This window comes from Mucilaginibacter sp. (genome assembly GCF_964263795.1).
GTDB lineage: Bacteria > Bacteroidota > Bacteroidia > Sphingobacteriales > Sphingobacteriaceae > Mucilaginibacter.
On sequence record NZ_CAXVWK010000019.1, the window covers coordinates 88346 to 104563 of the forward strand.

13 protein-coding genes are annotated in these 16218 nt (G+C 42.2%); 9 read left to right on the forward strand and 4 right to left on the reverse strand.

Going from position 1 to position 16218, the window contains the following annotated elements:
• Window positions 1–77: 77 nt before the first annotated feature.
• From ACE5CV_RS03575 to ACE5CV_RS03615, 9 genes are all read left to right on the forward strand, one after another.
• Window positions 78–965, forward strand: a complete 888-nt coding sequence (locus ACE5CV_RS03575) for a GDP-mannose 4,6-dehydratase (protein ID WP_374948784.1) — start codon at window positions 78–80, stop codon at window positions 963–965.
• Window positions 962–2257, forward strand: a complete 1296-nt coding sequence (locus ACE5CV_RS03580) for a glycosyltransferase family 4 protein (protein ID WP_374948785.1) — start codon at window positions 962–964, stop codon at window positions 2255–2257. Before ACE5CV_RS03575 ends, ACE5CV_RS03580 begins: the two co-directional genes overlap by 4 nt.
• 5 nt (window positions 2258–2262) lie before the next feature.
• Window positions 2263–3402: an XrtY-associated glycosyltransferase XYAG1 gene (locus ACE5CV_RS03585; RefSeq protein ID WP_374948786.1), complete on the forward strand. Its 1140-nt coding sequence runs from the start codon at window positions 2263–2265 to the stop codon at window positions 3400–3402.
• Entirely contained in the window at window positions 3399–4019 is a 621-nt protein-coding gene (locus ACE5CV_RS03590) for a class I SAM-dependent methyltransferase (RefSeq protein ID WP_374948787.1), read from the forward strand. Before ACE5CV_RS03585 ends, ACE5CV_RS03590 begins: the two co-directional genes overlap by 4 nt.
• Window positions 4016–4882, forward strand: coding sequence for a glycosyltransferase family 2 protein (locus ACE5CV_RS03595; RefSeq protein ID WP_374948788.1), 867 nt, complete (start codon window positions 4016–4018; stop codon window positions 4880–4882). Before ACE5CV_RS03590 ends, ACE5CV_RS03595 begins: the two co-directional genes overlap by 4 nt.
• Window positions 4869–5435 carry an exosortase Y gene (gene xrtY / locus ACE5CV_RS03600; protein ID WP_374948789.1) on the forward strand — a complete coding sequence of 189 codons (567 nt, stop codon included), beginning with the start codon at window positions 4869–4871 and terminating at the stop codon, window positions 5433–5435. The genes ACE5CV_RS03595 and xrtY overlap by 14 nt, the downstream gene beginning before the upstream one ends.
• Window positions 5422–5973 carry a WcaF family extracellular polysaccharide biosynthesis acetyltransferase gene (locus tag ACE5CV_RS03605; RefSeq protein ID WP_374948790.1) on the forward strand — a complete coding sequence of 184 codons (552 nt, stop codon included), beginning with the start codon at window positions 5422–5424 and terminating at the stop codon, window positions 5971–5973. The genes xrtY and ACE5CV_RS03605 overlap by 14 nt, the downstream gene beginning before the upstream one ends.
• A gap of 9 nt (window positions 5974–5982) precedes the next feature.
• On the forward strand, window positions 5983–7563 hold the full coding sequence (locus tag ACE5CV_RS03610; RefSeq protein ID WP_374948791.1) for a hypothetical protein: 1581 nt from the start codon (window positions 5983–5985) through the stop codon (window positions 7561–7563).
• A 140-nt stretch (window positions 7564–7703) separates the two neighbouring features.
• A complete protein-coding gene (locus tag ACE5CV_RS03615; RefSeq protein WP_374948792.1) occupies window positions 7704–8597 on the forward strand; it encodes a dienelactone hydrolase family protein in 894 nt (297 codons plus the stop codon).
• Between the two features lie 71 nt (window positions 8598–8668).
• Here ACE5CV_RS03615 and ACE5CV_RS03620 read toward each other — a convergent pair whose 3' ends face one another.
• From ACE5CV_RS03620 to ACE5CV_RS03635, 4 genes are all read right to left on the reverse strand, one after another.
• Window positions 8669–9730: a phytase gene (locus ACE5CV_RS03620; RefSeq protein ID WP_374948793.1), complete on the reverse strand. Its 1062-nt coding sequence runs from the start codon at window positions 9728–9730 to the stop codon at window positions 8669–8671.
• 3 nt (window positions 9731–9733) lie between these two features.
• A complete protein-coding gene (locus tag ACE5CV_RS03625; protein ID WP_374948794.1) occupies window positions 9734–10996 on the reverse strand; it encodes a right-handed parallel beta-helix repeat-containing protein in 1263 nt (420 codons plus the stop codon).
• 30 nt (window positions 10997–11026) lie between these two features.
• Window positions 11027–13813 carry a TonB-dependent receptor domain-containing protein gene (locus ACE5CV_RS03630; RefSeq protein WP_374948795.1) on the reverse strand — a complete coding sequence of 929 codons (2787 nt, stop codon included), beginning with the start codon at window positions 13811–13813 and terminating at the stop codon, window positions 11027–11029.
• Window positions 13814–14046: 233 nt separating this feature from the next.
• On the reverse strand, window positions 14047–15660 hold the full coding sequence (locus tag ACE5CV_RS03635; RefSeq protein ID WP_374948796.1) for a tetratricopeptide repeat protein: 1614 nt from the start codon (window positions 15658–15660) through the stop codon (window positions 14047–14049).
• Window positions 15661–16218 lie beyond the last annotated feature (558 nt).

Consider the following 16218-nt stretch of genomic DNA (forward strand, 5'->3'; position numbering starts at 1 on the left):
AAAAAAATAAACGAACGGACGAAAGATCTTCATTACAACCTTAAGTACTTCCCGTTCTTTAATACAGATTTACAATAATGAAAGCTATAATTTTTGGTGTGAACGGGCAGGACGGATATTATTTAAGCTCACTGCTCCAGCAAAATAAAATACAGGTTGTAGGCGTTTCAAGAAGCGGCTCTGAATATCTGAAAGGTGATGTATCAGATAGCTTGTTCGTAAACGATCTGATAAAATCTCACCAGCCCGAATACATTTTTCAGCTGGCGGCTAATTCAACAACCCGCCACGATACTGTAGCTGAAAACTTTGGCACCATTACCACCGGAGCGCTAAATGTTTTGGAGGCAGTGTACAAATACTCAAAAGACAGCAAGGTATTTATTGCCGGTAGCGGGTTGCAATTTGTGAACAACAATACGCCCATCAAAGAGACCGACGCTTTTGAGGCACGTGACAGTTATTCTATGCTGCGGATACAATCGGTTTATACAGCGCGGTACTACCGCAGCTTGGGTATCAGCGTTTATGTTGGCTACTTTTTTAATCATGATAGTCCGTTAAGGTCCGCCAGGCATGTTAATCAAAAGATTGTCTTAGCAGCACAACAAATCTCAATCGGCAATTTAAAAAACCTGGAATTGGGCGATATCTCGGTGCGGAAAGAATTCACTTTTGCCGGCGACACCGTACAAGCTATTTGGAAATTGGTTAACAATGACTCTGTTTTCGAAGCCGTGATTGGATCTGGTACAGATTACAGCATTGCCGATTGGCTGGAACATTGTTTTGGTTACTACAACCTGGACTGGCATGACTACGTGGTCAATATTCCAGGATTCTCATCAGAGTATAAAACATTGGTGTGCGATCCCGAAACAATAAAAAGTTTAGGCTGGCAACAAAATGTTGACATTGGTGGCCTGGCTAAAATGATGACAGGAGCTGTACAGCAATCGGTATGAGTGAAGAAAACAAACGCTTATCAATCCTTATCATCCCGGATATGTTACCCTATCCTCCAACGGATGGTGGTAAGCTTTGCGTATTTGGCCTGGTTGATTATTTGCGCAAGTTTCATCAAATTCAGATGCTTATGTATGCCCACAGCTTATCCGACCGGGAAAACATCAACAAATTAAGATCAGAATGGCCTGATGTTGTAATACATCAAGCCGAAATATTTTCGCGGCAACCTAAAACTAAAAGCACTTTCAAAAAAAAGTGGAAGGAGTTATTCAGGGGAATAAAAAAGTCTTTCAAGAAAGAACGTGAACCGGCAGCACAGGGTCAGGGTTACGAACTACACCACAGCACCCCTTTTTTCCCGCATGAACTTGTTTTTATAAAGCAATTAACCACTATACTGGCACAGAACCAATTTGACATCATCCAAACGGAAGCTACTCACATGCTTAATTTGGTAAATCTGTTCCCGGCCGCTGCAAAGAAGGTTTATGTACAAATTGAAGGCCGAGGCGAAATCCTTTATGATTACGGGGTGACCCACAATTTCGACAAGGAATATGTAAAGCATGTTGCAGGCAACGCTAAATTCCTTGAATATGCTTTTATGAGCCGCTACGATGCCGTACTTGCCCTGAATGAAACGGACAGGAACGACATTGACCAAAATACGGGTTCCGATACAATAGTTTACAATTCACCCTTTGGTATACTAGATGCTGAAATAAAGGTACCTGACCCGGATAACTATCAGCCGGAAAATTTAATATTCATTGGCGCCGAAGCCCACTACCCCAACCTGGATGCCCTTACCTGGTTTGTCACCGCAATAGTGGCAGAATTTGAAACGATCCCTTTCAAAAAATTATACGTGACCGGTCACTGGCAAAAAGATACACAGCTAAGGCTTACCAAGCATCTGAACAGTCTGGAGTTTATTGGCTTTGTAGATGACCTTGCCCCTTATTTAAAGAACAGCGTTTCCATTTCGCCTGTGCGAATTGGCGGTGGCGGTATCCGCACAAAAATACTATCTTCAATGGCGCAGGGGGTGCCTGTTGTTGCTACCCCGCTATCCGCCGTTGGTATCAAAGGCACAAGCGGCCGGGAACTGTTCATTGAAGATAACGCGAAAGATTTTGCGTCAGCGATCAGCCGTTTATTTGCCGACCAATCACTTGCGAAGACAATAGGCGCCAATGCCTATCAGTTGGTAGTGGATGAATATAGTCAATCTACCGTCGGGGCTAAACGCAATAAAATTTACCAGGAAATCTGCAAAACTTACTGATCAGTTTGAAGATCCTGCATATCACACCTGCTTTCAAACCGGCTTACATTTACGGGGGGCCAACAATGTCTGTAGCTGCATTGTGCGAAAGCCTAACAGTTGCCGGGCATTATATCGAGGTTTTTACCACGACTGCAAACGGCGTCACAGAGCTTGATGTTCATTCTAACAAACCGGTAACCATTGATGGTGTAATGACCTGGTATTTTAAACGGGTGACAAAAGATCACACTCACTTTTCACCTGCGTTATTAAAAGCAGTTTGGAACAGGGCACATGAGTTCGATGTAATCCATATTCACAGCTGGTGGAATCTGGTGGCATTGTTAAGTTGCATATTAGCCCTATGTCGAAAAAAAGCAGTAGTCGTATCCCCAAGGGGGATGTTGAGCAATTACTCTTTCACAAACAACAATGTGAGCAGTAAAGGTATATTCCATAAGTTAATTGGCAAAAAACTCTTGCAGTGCTGCCATTTGCACTTAACCTCTAAAAACGAAAAGCAAACAGTAACGGCTCTTGTAAAACCGAAAACCATTAACATTTTGCCCAACTTTGTAACACTGAGTGACAATATCGATCATGGCACCAAAACCTTTAAACCCGAAATAGAGCTGCTCTATTTTTCCCGCATCGAAGCTAAGAAAGGGCTTGATATTTTATTGCATGCTTTAACTCATGTGTCGGTACCTTACCATTTAACGATAGCCGGTCATGGCGAACCGGATTACATAGCGGAATTAAAAAATATCGCTATCAGTAATGAAACAGATAAAAACATTACCTGGACGGGATTTTATGGCAACGAGAAATTTAACTTGCTGCGCACACACGATCTGTTGGTGCTACCATCACACAACGAGAACTTTGGCAATGTGGTGATAGAAAGCTTGAGCGTAGGTACAGCGGTTTTGGTAAGCGAAAATGTTGGATTAAGTGATTACGTGGAAGAAAAACAATTTGGGTGGATTTGCCGTGCAGAACCTGTAGCAATTGGTAAGGTAATAACAAGCATCTGGCAGCAATGTAAACCCGATCTTGAACGGATTGCGCAACTTGCACCCGACGTGATAATTAATGATTTTACAGGCAGCAGCCTTACCAAACAATACTCACAGTTTTACGAGCAAATCTTGCAAAAATGAGCGATTATCAGGATTACGGTTATCACACCAGTCAAATAACGCATAACCTAAAATACACGCAGCATGCGCTGCTTAATATGCTTGATAAAAGTAAAAATACGATGATACTTGATCTCGGTTGCGGTAACGGATACCTGGTTAACTATCTGCTGTCGCAAGGTTTTAACGCGTATGGAACTGATGCTTCCGAAGAAGGGATCACTATAGCAAGGCAGCAAACCCCCGATCGCTTTTTTTTGCAGGACCTTTCGACAAATGAACTTCCTGCAGACTTACAGCAGTATAATTTCGATACCATTCTTTCTACCGAAGTCATTGAGCATTTATATGATCCGGAGGGGTTTATTGAATTCTGCAAAAAAGCGCTTAGGCCGGGTGCCGAAATAATAATCACTACCCCCTATCACGGATATTTAAAGAATCTAATCCTGAGTATCTTTAACAAGTGGGACTCGCACCTTAGCCCTCTTTGGTTGGGTGGCCACATCAAATTATGGTCGGCGAAAACACTTGGCAAACTGCTTACGAGTGCCGGTTTTACAGTAACTCAATTCGTAGGTTGCGGCCGTGTGCCCTATCTCTGGAAATCAATGATCGTTAAGGCTCGATTGAATTGAATCCAAACTTTTCCTTTATTATTTTAACTTACAATGAGCAAATCCATCTGCCACGGTTACTCAACTCTATAATAGATTTAGCTGCGCCGTTGTTTGTGCTGGACTCCGGAAGTACTGATGACACCATTACCATTGCCGAAGCTTCAGGTGCAACAGTTGCCCAACATCCGTTTGAAAATCATCCTAAACAATGGGAATATGCACTTAAAACATTTGCTATACAAACGCCCTGGGTTATCTGCCTGGATGCCGACCAAATTGTAACGCCGGAGTTATTAATGCATTTACAGTCGTTTAATAGTGAAAATTATGCAGGAATTAACGGCATTTATTTTAATCGTAAAAACTACTTCAAAGGGCGGTGGATCAAATACGGTGGCTACTATCCTTTTTATCTTTTAAAAATGTTCAGGTACGGTATCGGTTACTCAGATATCAACGAAAATATGGATCACCGGATGGTTGTGCCGGGGCAAACAATTACCTGGAACGATGGCTACCTTATAGAAGAAAATTTAAAGGAAAATAACATCCGGTTTTGGATAGACAAGCATAACCGATACAGTGACCTGTTGGCGGTTGAAGAAGTAGAGCGACTGATGCATTTACGGCAACAAACTGTACAACCAAACTTATGGGGTTCGCCAGACCAGCGCACTGCATGGCTCAAAAAGCTTTGGTGGCAGTTGCCGCGCTATGTAAGGCCAATGTTGTATTTTATTTATCGGATGATATTCAGGTTAGGTATATTAGACGGCCGCACCGGTATTATATTTCATTTTATGCAAGGCTTTTGGTTCAGATTAGTTGTAGACATCAAGATCGATGAGATCCTGAAAAAGAATGCCGATGCACAAAAGTAAAACACCATTGAACCCGGCAATTTTGTTCGTCGTAAAATTCCTCGGGATATTCGGGCTGTTGTATGTCTTTTATATTGCCTACTTAAGCCTATCGTCTCCCGGTGGATATTATATACCCTTTTTAGATAAGCATTTTAATTTCGTTAACAGTTTCAGAAATTTGCTGATCCAAGGCAGTGCTGCCATCCTTAACTTGCTTGGGTATCAAACTAAAACTACAGCAACACAAATGCTGGTTGTTAAGCATAATATTATTAACGTTGGGTATGATTGTTTAGGGTTCGCAGTAATGTGTTTTTTTACCGCGTTTGTTATTGCTTACCCAGCCACATTAAAAGGCAAATTATTCTTTTTTACTGGCGGGATAATTGGCATTCAGTTGTTGAACTTGACGAGGTTTATTTTGCTTTCGCTTTACTGGAAGCATAGTAACGTCTACATTACCGATCACCATACTGTTTTCAACATTGTAGTGTACATTTTAATAGCTTTAGCTATTTATTTTTACACTCAATATCAGGGTAAAAACTTTAAGTTAAGTGCAGCAAACTAATCTGGCCATTTACAACAATTACCCTTATAGTCCGGGCGGCAGTAAAGTAAAGCGAATTATTTGGTTCTACGTAAATGCACTAATCTTTAAAAACAGCCTGTTCCCTATCAATGCTGTGAAAGTTGGCTTACTGCGCCTTTTTGGGGCTTCTGTGGGCAAAGGTGTAGTGATAAGGCATCGCGTAAATATAAAGTACCCATGGCTATTAAAAATTGGTGATCATACCTGGCTGGGTGACGCCGTTTGGATAGACAACCTGGTTATGGTAACCATAGGCAGCAACGTATGCATATCCCAGGCCGCAATTCTGCAAACGGGTAACCATAATTATAAAAAGCAAACTTTCGATCTGATAACAGGCGCTGTTGTACTGGAAGATGGTGTTTGGATTGGTTGCGGAGCTATTGTTTCTGCGGGAGTGACCGCCGCATCGCACGCTGTACTTTCAAGTGGTTCCGTAGCCACAAAAAACCTTGAGCCCTACTCTGTTTACCAGGGCAACCCAGCATTTAAGGTCCGCGACCGCGAAATTTCTTAACAACTTTCCATGCCCAATTATCATCAAACAATTACCCGCATTATCCTGCTGTTCGTTGCGATACTGGCAACGGCATTAGGGATATTGGTTTTTATTAATCCTGCAGCGCTGTTTCCAGACCCAAGCTGGGGTTTCCAGGTAATGCGCTCAATGGAGATGGGCAGCGGCTTTAACTTGCTTACCCGTCCGGAACATGAAAATTTGGCAAAAAACACCTCCGAATTTTTAACCTGGTGGTCGCCTGGTCAATATTTGATCCCATACTTTTTTAAGTTTACCCTACATCTAAACACCGGCCAGGCGGCAGCGGTTACAACCGCGTTATGCCAGCTATCTGGCCTTGCCGGCCTGTATATGTTTTTTAGAAAAGCCGGTTTTAGTGCTTTAATAAGCGCCCTAAGCCTTTTATTTATCATTTGCCAGCAAGCATTTTATAATCCATATATTTTCTACAACGGCGGCGAAGTGCTGCTGTTCGCTTTTTTTGGCTGGTATTTATATGGTTGCTTTGTTATCAACAAGCCTGGTGTTAGCCTGGTATTATTCGTTGTCTTTGCGGGTTGGATAGGCTTCATTTGCAAATCATCATTTATGTGGATGTATGCAGCTGGCCTGATGTTCATTTGGGTCCGGATGGCCTCTGGCGAAACTAAATTCATTCAATGGATAAAAAAAGGATTGTGGCCTGGCATACCGGCGGTAATTGCGGTTACTGCAATCTACTTTTTTTACCTGTCTAAAGGCGCCAACCCATCTTCTGAAGCCGGCAATTTAAACTTCAGCTCGGAGACATTTACTTTTCCATTAGCATCACCTATCTTATCCGGCTTTTCTGCAGATGATCTTGCAGGCGGCCTTATCTACCATAACGATGTTCCGGTATTTAGTCATAGTGCGGCAATAATGGTGTTGACCATCCTGGCAATTGTAAGCGTATTGCTTATCCGGGCTATCCTCATTTATGTGCCTAAAAAAGATTACATAATGATGCTGATCATCTTTTACGCTATATCGGTATTATTTTTCACCTATACGTATTTGCGGGGCATGGCCATCTCCCTCGAAGCCCGGCATTTCAGGCTGATAGGCTTGCTTGTGGTGCCTGGGATGATCTACGTTATAGGCCGGTTAAAAAGACCTTATCATGTAGTATTGATGCTTGCATCGTTAATTATCCTATCATTTAGCCTGGTATTCTACAACAATAGCTACATTCAGCTAAAAACAGAGGATCCTCACGGGAAATCGGGTATAGCGCAGCAATTTATCGACAGGGAAGCAATGGATTACCTTGCACGCCTCGATGACACTAACCGTAACGCCTTGTTTGTTTTTACGAGCCCGGACTTGGGCTTGGATATTAAGCATAACCGCATTATTACCTTGCAGCCCCTAAATGATGATATCCGTATAAATTTTGACCAGTATGTGCACAAGGGGCATGCAGGCCCGTTATTTATTTTGCTGCCTTCGCGATACATTGGTGTTAGGGCGTCTATATTTATAAAGTGCTTTCCGGGTTATAAAGCATTTTCTTTAAAAGAGATAAGCGAGGATTATGTGCTTTATTACAGTAATACTTATCGTTAAGTTGCTTGGCACCCACCCATAACATGCGGCTTTAAACCATTGTTCCGACGTTTCTAAGTATTTCACTGTAAGGCCATAAAGGCCCTTTTTTCTTTTATAATCAAGCTTTCAATTAAGTATATTTGTTAAAATCATTAACCATGAGTGAGATCAGAAAAGAAGACATTAAACAAGAAGTGTTTGATCTGTACGATGATTACGCACATGACCGGCTAGACAGGCGGTCGTTTGTACAAAAGTTATCCTTGTATGCAGTGGGCGGGCTAACCGTACCTGCTATTATGAGTTTCCTGATGCCTGATTATCAAAACAACATTCAGGTAAAAGCAGATGATCCACGCTTACAGTCGGGCTATATTACTTACTCGTCACCAAAAGGTGGCGGTAGCATTAAAGGGTTGTTATCAAGACCAAAAGATGCTAAAAAGAAATTGGGTGGCATTATTGTAGTGCACGAAAACCGTGGGCTAAACCCCTACATTGAAGATGTTGGCCGCAGGGCCGCGTTGGCCGGCTTTATTTCACTTGCACCGGATGCACTCACACCATTGGGTGGTTACCCGGGCAATGATGATGAAGGCCGCACTATGCAGGCAAAAAGGGATAAGGGTGAAATGGAGGAGGATTTTATTGCTGCATTTAATTACCTTAAAAACCATAAAGATTGCAATGGCGAAGTAGGTGTAGTTGGATTTTACTACGGCGGAGGCATTGCAAACATGATGGCAGTGCGTGTACCCGAACTCGCAGCGGCAGTCCCTTTTTACGGAGCCCAGCCAGCAGCAGCCGATGTGCCTAAAATAAAAGCGCCCTTGATGTTGCACTATGCGTCACTGGATACACGTATTACAGCCGGATGGGCGGCGTATGAGGCGGCCCTGAAAGAGAACGGAAAAAAGTATCAGGGGTTCATTTACGAAAATGTAAACCATGGTTTTCACAACGATACCACGCCACGGTATGACAAAGCGGCTGCCGAGCTTGCTTGGAAGCGTACTATTGAATTTTTCACCGAGAACCTGAAAAGCAGTTAAGGTTTAACCCATAAAAAGAATGGCCGCTGTAACTTACAGCGGCCATTCTTTTTTTAAAACATTCGATAGCCCTATTTGATCTTTAACTCTTTGCCTGCGATGTCTTCCCATCTGTAATAGTGAAAGGTTTTGTCATCGCTCATGGTTACAAAAAGGCCGTGTTTAAATGTATCGTTCAACGGCACATTCACCACATCTGATCCGTCACTTTGGCGGGCCTGCACGTTGGCTATTTTAAGCAAACGATGCTCAAACGGGTTTTTTGCAGTCCCTTCCCGGCTAAAGATCTGGAAGCGGTTGGCTCCCTGATCTGACACCAGGATATAGCCGGTAGTATCTGTCAGCTTATAAATTGAGATCCCCTCATGATCTGCCTGAAAACCTTTGGTGCCAAAGATAGCAAGCTGCTTGTTGCCCTTTGCCGGGTCGGCATAATATTGGCGCACACCTGTTTGCTCATCAGAATAATAAATATAGCCCAGTTCGTTATCAACCGCGATAGATTCTATTTCCTTTTTGCCGCTGTACTCGCCAAATTTACGTACTAAGGTAGCTTTAATATTACCGGTGCCATCGTCGCCAAGCAGGTACTGCCAAATGTAACCGCCGGTTTTAGGGCCGGTTTTGCGGCCAACAACAGCGTACATTTTGTCATCTTTAGCTGTATAAATAGCAATACCCATTAAATCACGATACTCGGTGCCGATTTCTCCAACAAACATTTCAATCCCGCCTTTATCAACAGGCTTCATATCGGGTAATGAAAATATACGCAGCTTGTGCGTCATCCTTTCGGTGGTAATCGCAATATCGGTTGGCTTGCCGTTCAGCATTAATCCGTAAGCAAGGTCGACGTTGTTAGGTCTTTTCAATCCCCTGATTACTTTGTCAACAACGATTTTACCTTGAAGGTCAAACACGTATAAAGCACCGTCCGCATCCTTATCCGTACCGATCACCAAACTTTTAGAGGGATTAGCCTTGTTAACCCAGATAGCCGGATCATCGGTATCATATTTAACTTCTTCTGTAATCACTACAGGTTTAATATCAACCGTATCTGTACCCCGCTTGCATGACGTTAGCAAAAGCAAGGCAACCGGTGCTATATAAATTATATTTTTAAACTTCATTAATTACAATTTTACGCCGTAAGCGCCAACAAATGTAGCGGGCTCTGGTGATACATAAGTGAAGCCATTTGCAGTTGTTAAGCCGGCTTTATGGTGGCGGGTGAACGCAGTAGTGCCTTTACCCAATGCCGGTGAATTACCCGGCAGGTGGAAATCCCAGGAGGTATTGTAATCTGCATTACTTGTTGGTGTGCTCAACGGATAGTTTACAAACTTAGGATCGTTAGCGCCTGCTGTTTTGCTGATCACGTCATTAGTACCGCCAACAACATCGTTTTTGCCGGGCTGGAATTGATCAACCGTGGTTTGATCGAACCCGTAGTACCAGTTGTTAGTATACTTTGAGCGGGTATCCTCCGGTTTTTTAGGATCTCTTTTTACACCAAAACGGGTGTTTGCGAAAAGATTATTGTAAAGATCGGCACGTACAGTAGCTTCCAACCAAACAGAACCGCCTTTTGCAGTTGGCCTGCGCCAACCGGTGTTAACCATTGTGTTGTTATATGCAATAATGTAAGCCTGAGGTGTACGATCGCCTGTGTTTGATAATTTTAGCGCGTTAGTATTTGTACTGTAAACCAGGTTATAAGCAACATCGGCCAAACAGCCAGATTTAAAGTTCATTGCTTCGCCACCGCTTACACCGGTAGTGTAAAATACGTTGTTCGCAAAAATGATCTTTCCACCCTCAATGTAAGTACAATCTTCCTGAAAATTACGGATCGTACTATTTTGAACGATAAGCTTTCCGTTAATGTTAGAGAACCAAAGCGCAGGTAAATTTTCACCGGCCACCGCTTTGTATAAACCCATTTTTACAGATGTTGACGCATCAGACGTAGTGGCGCCACCATACTCAAGGATTGTGTTATCCAAAACTAATTCTGCACAGGTTGGTGCAGCCAGTATGCCACCCCACAATTTACCAAATTTGTTAGCATCCGTGCGGTAAGCATCGCTTACTGTAAATTTTACCGGATTGGCAGCGGTACCTAATGAGTACAGGTTGCCTTTAACTACAATTTCTGGTTTGGCGGTTACATCCATCAAAACGGTTACACCTTCTTCTATTGTAAGGCTTTGGCCCTGGGGTATAATAATGTCACCTTTAATTTCATGTACACTTCCTTTAGTCCATACGCCGGAAACCTCGCCAATGGCCGAGCCGTTTATCGGCGTTGTATCTACATCGATATTAGCTTTTTCGCAACCCGTAAATACGATTGCCGTAAGCGCTAATGCTGTTAAAATTTGATTGAATTTCATCTGTCTGTTTATTAAATGCTGTAAAATATCTTAGTTAAACTTGTATCGTAAACCTACCAGGTAGCTCTGTCCATAGTAATCTGCACGGATCAAAGTTTGTCCGTTTGATACCAACTGTTCTTTAATATCGTTGTTGGCAGCGTTAGTACCTTTTATATAAAGTTTAGTTGGTGTATCCAATAAGTTATTGGCCTTTACAAATACGCTGATACCACCCTTAAACCTTTTCTCGGCAGATACATCCATTTGAATAAATCCTTTTTGCCAAAGGTCGTTATTCAGGAACTGCGATACGGTATTGATCCTCTCACCAGTGTAAGCACCTGCAATCTGCGCATCCCAACCGTGCTTGGTATCTTTATATAATAAAGATAGATTGGCAATATGCTCCGACTGGCCAAATAAAGGGCGGCTTTGATTAACCAGGAACGATTCCAAATCGCCGGTAGTTGCATTTATCCGTCTGGAGGTTTTTGGCGTTGTGATACGTGAGTGTGTGTAGGTGTAGTTTCCCTTAATGCCTATCTTATTGAAGAATTTGATATAATCTATCTCAGCACCAAAGTTATTAGCTGTACCAAAATTGCCCGGTGAATAATAAATATCCTGTCCACGCACAGCATCCGGCTGGAAGGTGTACTCGATAGGGTCTTTAATATGTTTGTAGAATGCGCCAATTACCAACTGCTCTGATGCACCGGGGAACAACTCATAACGGAGGTCATAGTTATCTGCAAGGGCACGCTTAAGATCGGGATTACCACGTTCCTCGTATTCCTCATTTACTACCTTACTTGGTACAATTTCATAAAAACCCGGGCGGTTCAAAGCCCTGTAGTACGATGCATGTAACTGATCTTTATTGGTTAAATGATATTTTAAAGTAGCGCTTGGCAATACATCTGTATAGATTTGGTTACCCACGGGCCTTGATTCGCCTTGTGGAAATAAAAGGTTGTAACCCTGGTTGGTATGTTCTACCCGGGCACCTGCAATCACTTCCAGTTTAGTCCCTGTAAATTTAAACATACCGTACCCTGCGCCAATTTTTTCTGATGCATCGTAGGTTAACGAATTTGCAACACCACCTTGCGGGTTACTCACATTTAACGATAAGTCTGTATAATTTTGAAAATCAGTTCCAAATAATGGCGCAGTTCCGTTGGCCTTTAATGGAGCAAACAGGTTGTATTTGTTAAAGAAACCGCTTCTCTGTTTATCGCGGTACAAACCGCCTGCCATGAAATCTATTTTGTTTTCACCCGATTTTACGGTGTAGCTCAGGTCTAAATAACCGGCTTTGTCTTCATCGGTATTTCGTTCCCAACGGCGCTCTACCGGGTTTGTATTTACTAATGACAAGCGGGTATCGTTGTTATTAGTACGCAGGCCGTTTAAGCTGATTGTAGTATTATCCGGCACCTGATTACGGGCTGATGAATAAACACCCGACCATTGAACTTTAAACTTCTCATCAAAGAATTTATGATCACCATGAAGGGTAGTGTTATAAATTTCCTGTTCGGTTAAGCGGCTGCGTGTACTGTAAACCAGCTCGGCATTATTGCCGCCACTCGCAGCGTAAATGTTGTTATAAGTAGTAGTTACCTGATCACGCAATTGCTGATTTTGCAGGTTAACATACACATTGTACAGGCTTAATTTGTTGTTTTTATCGAACACATAATCAACCTTACCGTGTAAACCTAAACGTTTTTGTTGTTCAGAATACTCCCTATAGCTTTGGCTGGTTATTTTGGCATACGGGTCTGTAGCGTCAACGGCCGAATTATAAAATGTACTGTTGCTGCCGCGATAAGTGTTTTGATAGCTAGCTGCTACAACAACACCCAGCCTGCCATCAAAAAACCGCTGGCCGATTGAAAGGCTACCAATTAAGTTTGGAGCAGGTTTTTTAGAGGTATAATCGAGTGTACCTTTTGCAAAATCATTTTGAGTGGCATTATAGTTCCTTCCATTTTTTTCGTAAGGCGATTTACTTTGTATGCCCGATGCATCATAACTGGTAAAGTTACGATCAAAGAATAACTGGCTGTAACCCGTAGAAACATTGGCATTGATCTGAAAACGGTCTGGCGCATTCTTCATCACCATATTTACAGCTCCCCCAATGGCATCACCTTCTAAATTTGGAGTTAGCGTTTTGTAAACTTCCAGGCGATCTAACAGGTCCGACGGAAAAAGGTCAAGCGGTACGTAACGATATTTGTTATCCGGGCTTGGGATTTTTACGCCGTTAACCAGTGTATAGTTATACCGCTTGTCCATACCGCGTAAGATGGCATATTGTCCATCGCCATTACTGTTGCGCTCTACCGATACACCTGATACGCGTTGAATAACATTCGCCACAGTTAGGTCGGGCGATACTTCAATTGCACGGCCCGATACGATGTTCATTACCTGGTTGGCATTTTGCTCAATACGGCGGGCATCGCGTTCATTAGACCCGCTGGCAGTTGCCCGTATAGTAACTTCATTTAAATCCTTCGAAGCCGTTTCCATATAAATCTTAATATGCGGATTGTCCTGATTCAAAACGGTTATCTGTTGTACAACTGTTTTATAGGTGATATAGCTTACTCTTATAGTAGCTGCACCGGGCGTAACATCTTTTATCTCGAAAGATCCGTCGAGACCTGAGCTGGTTGCCTTGCCCGTGTTGTCAATAATAACGGTAGCGCCCACCAGTGCTTCCCCGCTACTTTTGTCATAAATGTGTCCCTTAATTTTTGCGGCATGCGCCACTGTAGCTGATAGTAATAGCGCGAAAACGAAAAGTAAATATTTGTTCATTGCTTTGTTTTATGTCCATTTTTATTTGACGCTACAAAGTTGATGATATCCATTGCTACACTAAAATTTTCGCAGTTACATAAAAGCAACACCGTTACAACGGCCGTATATTGAAAAGCAACAATAAAACGTATTTCGTTGATCTATAACGATTTACAGGAATAACAAACCGCCATTACCGTTTTATTATCGTTACATTAACATAATGTTAACTGAAAAAGGCGAATGGTATATTAGATTGCTTGAATAAAAGCTGTTAAGTTATCGCCCTGAGGAATGTTTAATTTTTTACGTAAACGGTACCTGGATACGCGCAAGCTATCTGTAGAAATGCCTAAGAGCGTGGCAATATCGGCAGAGTCCAGATTGATGCGCATAAGGGCAATAAGGCGCATATCGGCAGATGTTAACTCATTGCTGTACTTTTTGATTTCATTAAAAAATTGCTGGTGCACCTGTTCAAAGGCAGTAGTAAATTCTTTCCAATGCTGCTCATGGCTAAAGCTGTCATTTATTTGGACAATGATTTGTTGCATTTGCTTTTTCTGATCGCGTTTATCTTCTTTTACCATCGCCTGCAAGGTTGACCGGATACTTTCTAAAAACTGGTTGTTTTTGATCAGGTTAAGAGTATGAGTTGATAATTCGCGGCTTTTTAACTCCAGCTGCTGCTTTAAGCTCTCTTCTTCTAACTTCTGATTTTTAAAATTTAATTCCATCAGGCTATGCTCCACCTGCTTTTGTTTAGCCAGGGCATTCTGATCTTTTATTTTAAAACGCTGCCTACTCAATACTACCATCCCAAGAATGATTAACAAAACAGCCACGACAACTACTGCAAGAGTTGTAATGCGGTTTAGCTTATGAATATTATTGAGCCGGTCTATTTCGGCGCTTTTTTTATTCATATCATATAGCACTTGTAAAAAAGCTGTCTGGTTGGCTCCATCTTTTGAATACACCTCGAGCGAATATCTTCTGCTCAATTCGGCATAATGATAAGCACTGTCCATACGGTTCATCAGTTCGTATGCCTTCCCTATGTCCTTACTGCAAGATGCCAACTGATAAATATTGCCGGATTGGGTAGCCAGTGCCATCGCTTTACGCGTTTGCTCAATACTTTCGGGATAACGGGCTGTTTTTCTTAGTATATCGCCCAGGTTATTGATCACCTCTATAACGCCCATTTCATTCCGGTTCTCTTGGTATAGCAATAATGATTGGTTAAAATTAGCATAGGCAGAATCGTACTTGGCTAAGTCCTCATAAATACTGCCCAGGTTCTCGTATATCTTAGCCGCACCTTGTTTGTAATTTGCCTGGCGGTAGCTCTTAAGGGCAAGGCGCTGGTAATAAAAAGCGCTGTCATAAAGTTTGCGTTTTTCAAATAGGTGGCCTATGTCGCCAAAAATCTCCGCTTGCCCTTTTAAGTTGTTGTTTTGTTGATAAATAGCTAGGGCCTTGCTATACATCTTAGCTGCCTGCGGCAATTGTTTATTGTAGTAATAAAGTATCCCCATTTCGCCCATATTAGCGGCAAGCATATTTGGGATATTAACGGTATTGTAAACTTTGTCGGCATGCAGATAAAAGTCAAGTGCCTGGGCGTAGTGGCCCTGATTATAACAAATCCTTCCCATTTGCTGCAGGCATTGTGCCTCGGCAACGTCATTATGGCTGTCAACTGCCTGAGCATACTTTTTCTTTAGAATGATCAGGGCAGAGTCCGGATGTTTTTGGCTAAGCGACCGGATATCTGTAAGCTGCTTATCCTGACTGTAAGCGCAAACGGTGTAAGCGCTTAAAAAAATAACAAAAACTAAAAATAAAGCGGATTTACGCATTTGATGGATCTGTTCCGTTTGCCTGGCAATAACAAATTACGGGTTTTTATTATTAAATTAATGTTATTATCCCTTATACTATTTACAGAGAGGCAGTTAGCTATCGGTTTAGATAATTTTCCTAACAAGCAACTCTCGGTATTTTTAGCTAATGTTATTATTCAGTTAAATGATATGCAGCATGTGTTTTGCCAGCCAAAGTGAATGTAACTTTGATGCGAACAGAAATCCATCCGTAGGGCTGACCGGCAGCAGATGAAAGGTTCGACCCCTTTCCCTACATCTACAAACAAACCGATTATGACCGCGGTCAATTACCCTGCGACGGGAGCTATTATTTTATTTGCCATATGCCTTATCGTATGGATGCTTCGTGCAAATCAAAAAGACAGAAACAGTTTAAGGCAGCTGCTGCCCGGTAATAAATTGCATCGTAAGCATCTGAAAAAGAACAACCTACGTTTCTAGCTCCGATAACTGCCGTTGTTGTTAGGCACATCTTATTGATCTGATAACACAGCACTAACATTACTATTATATAGGCAGTTTATCTTTACA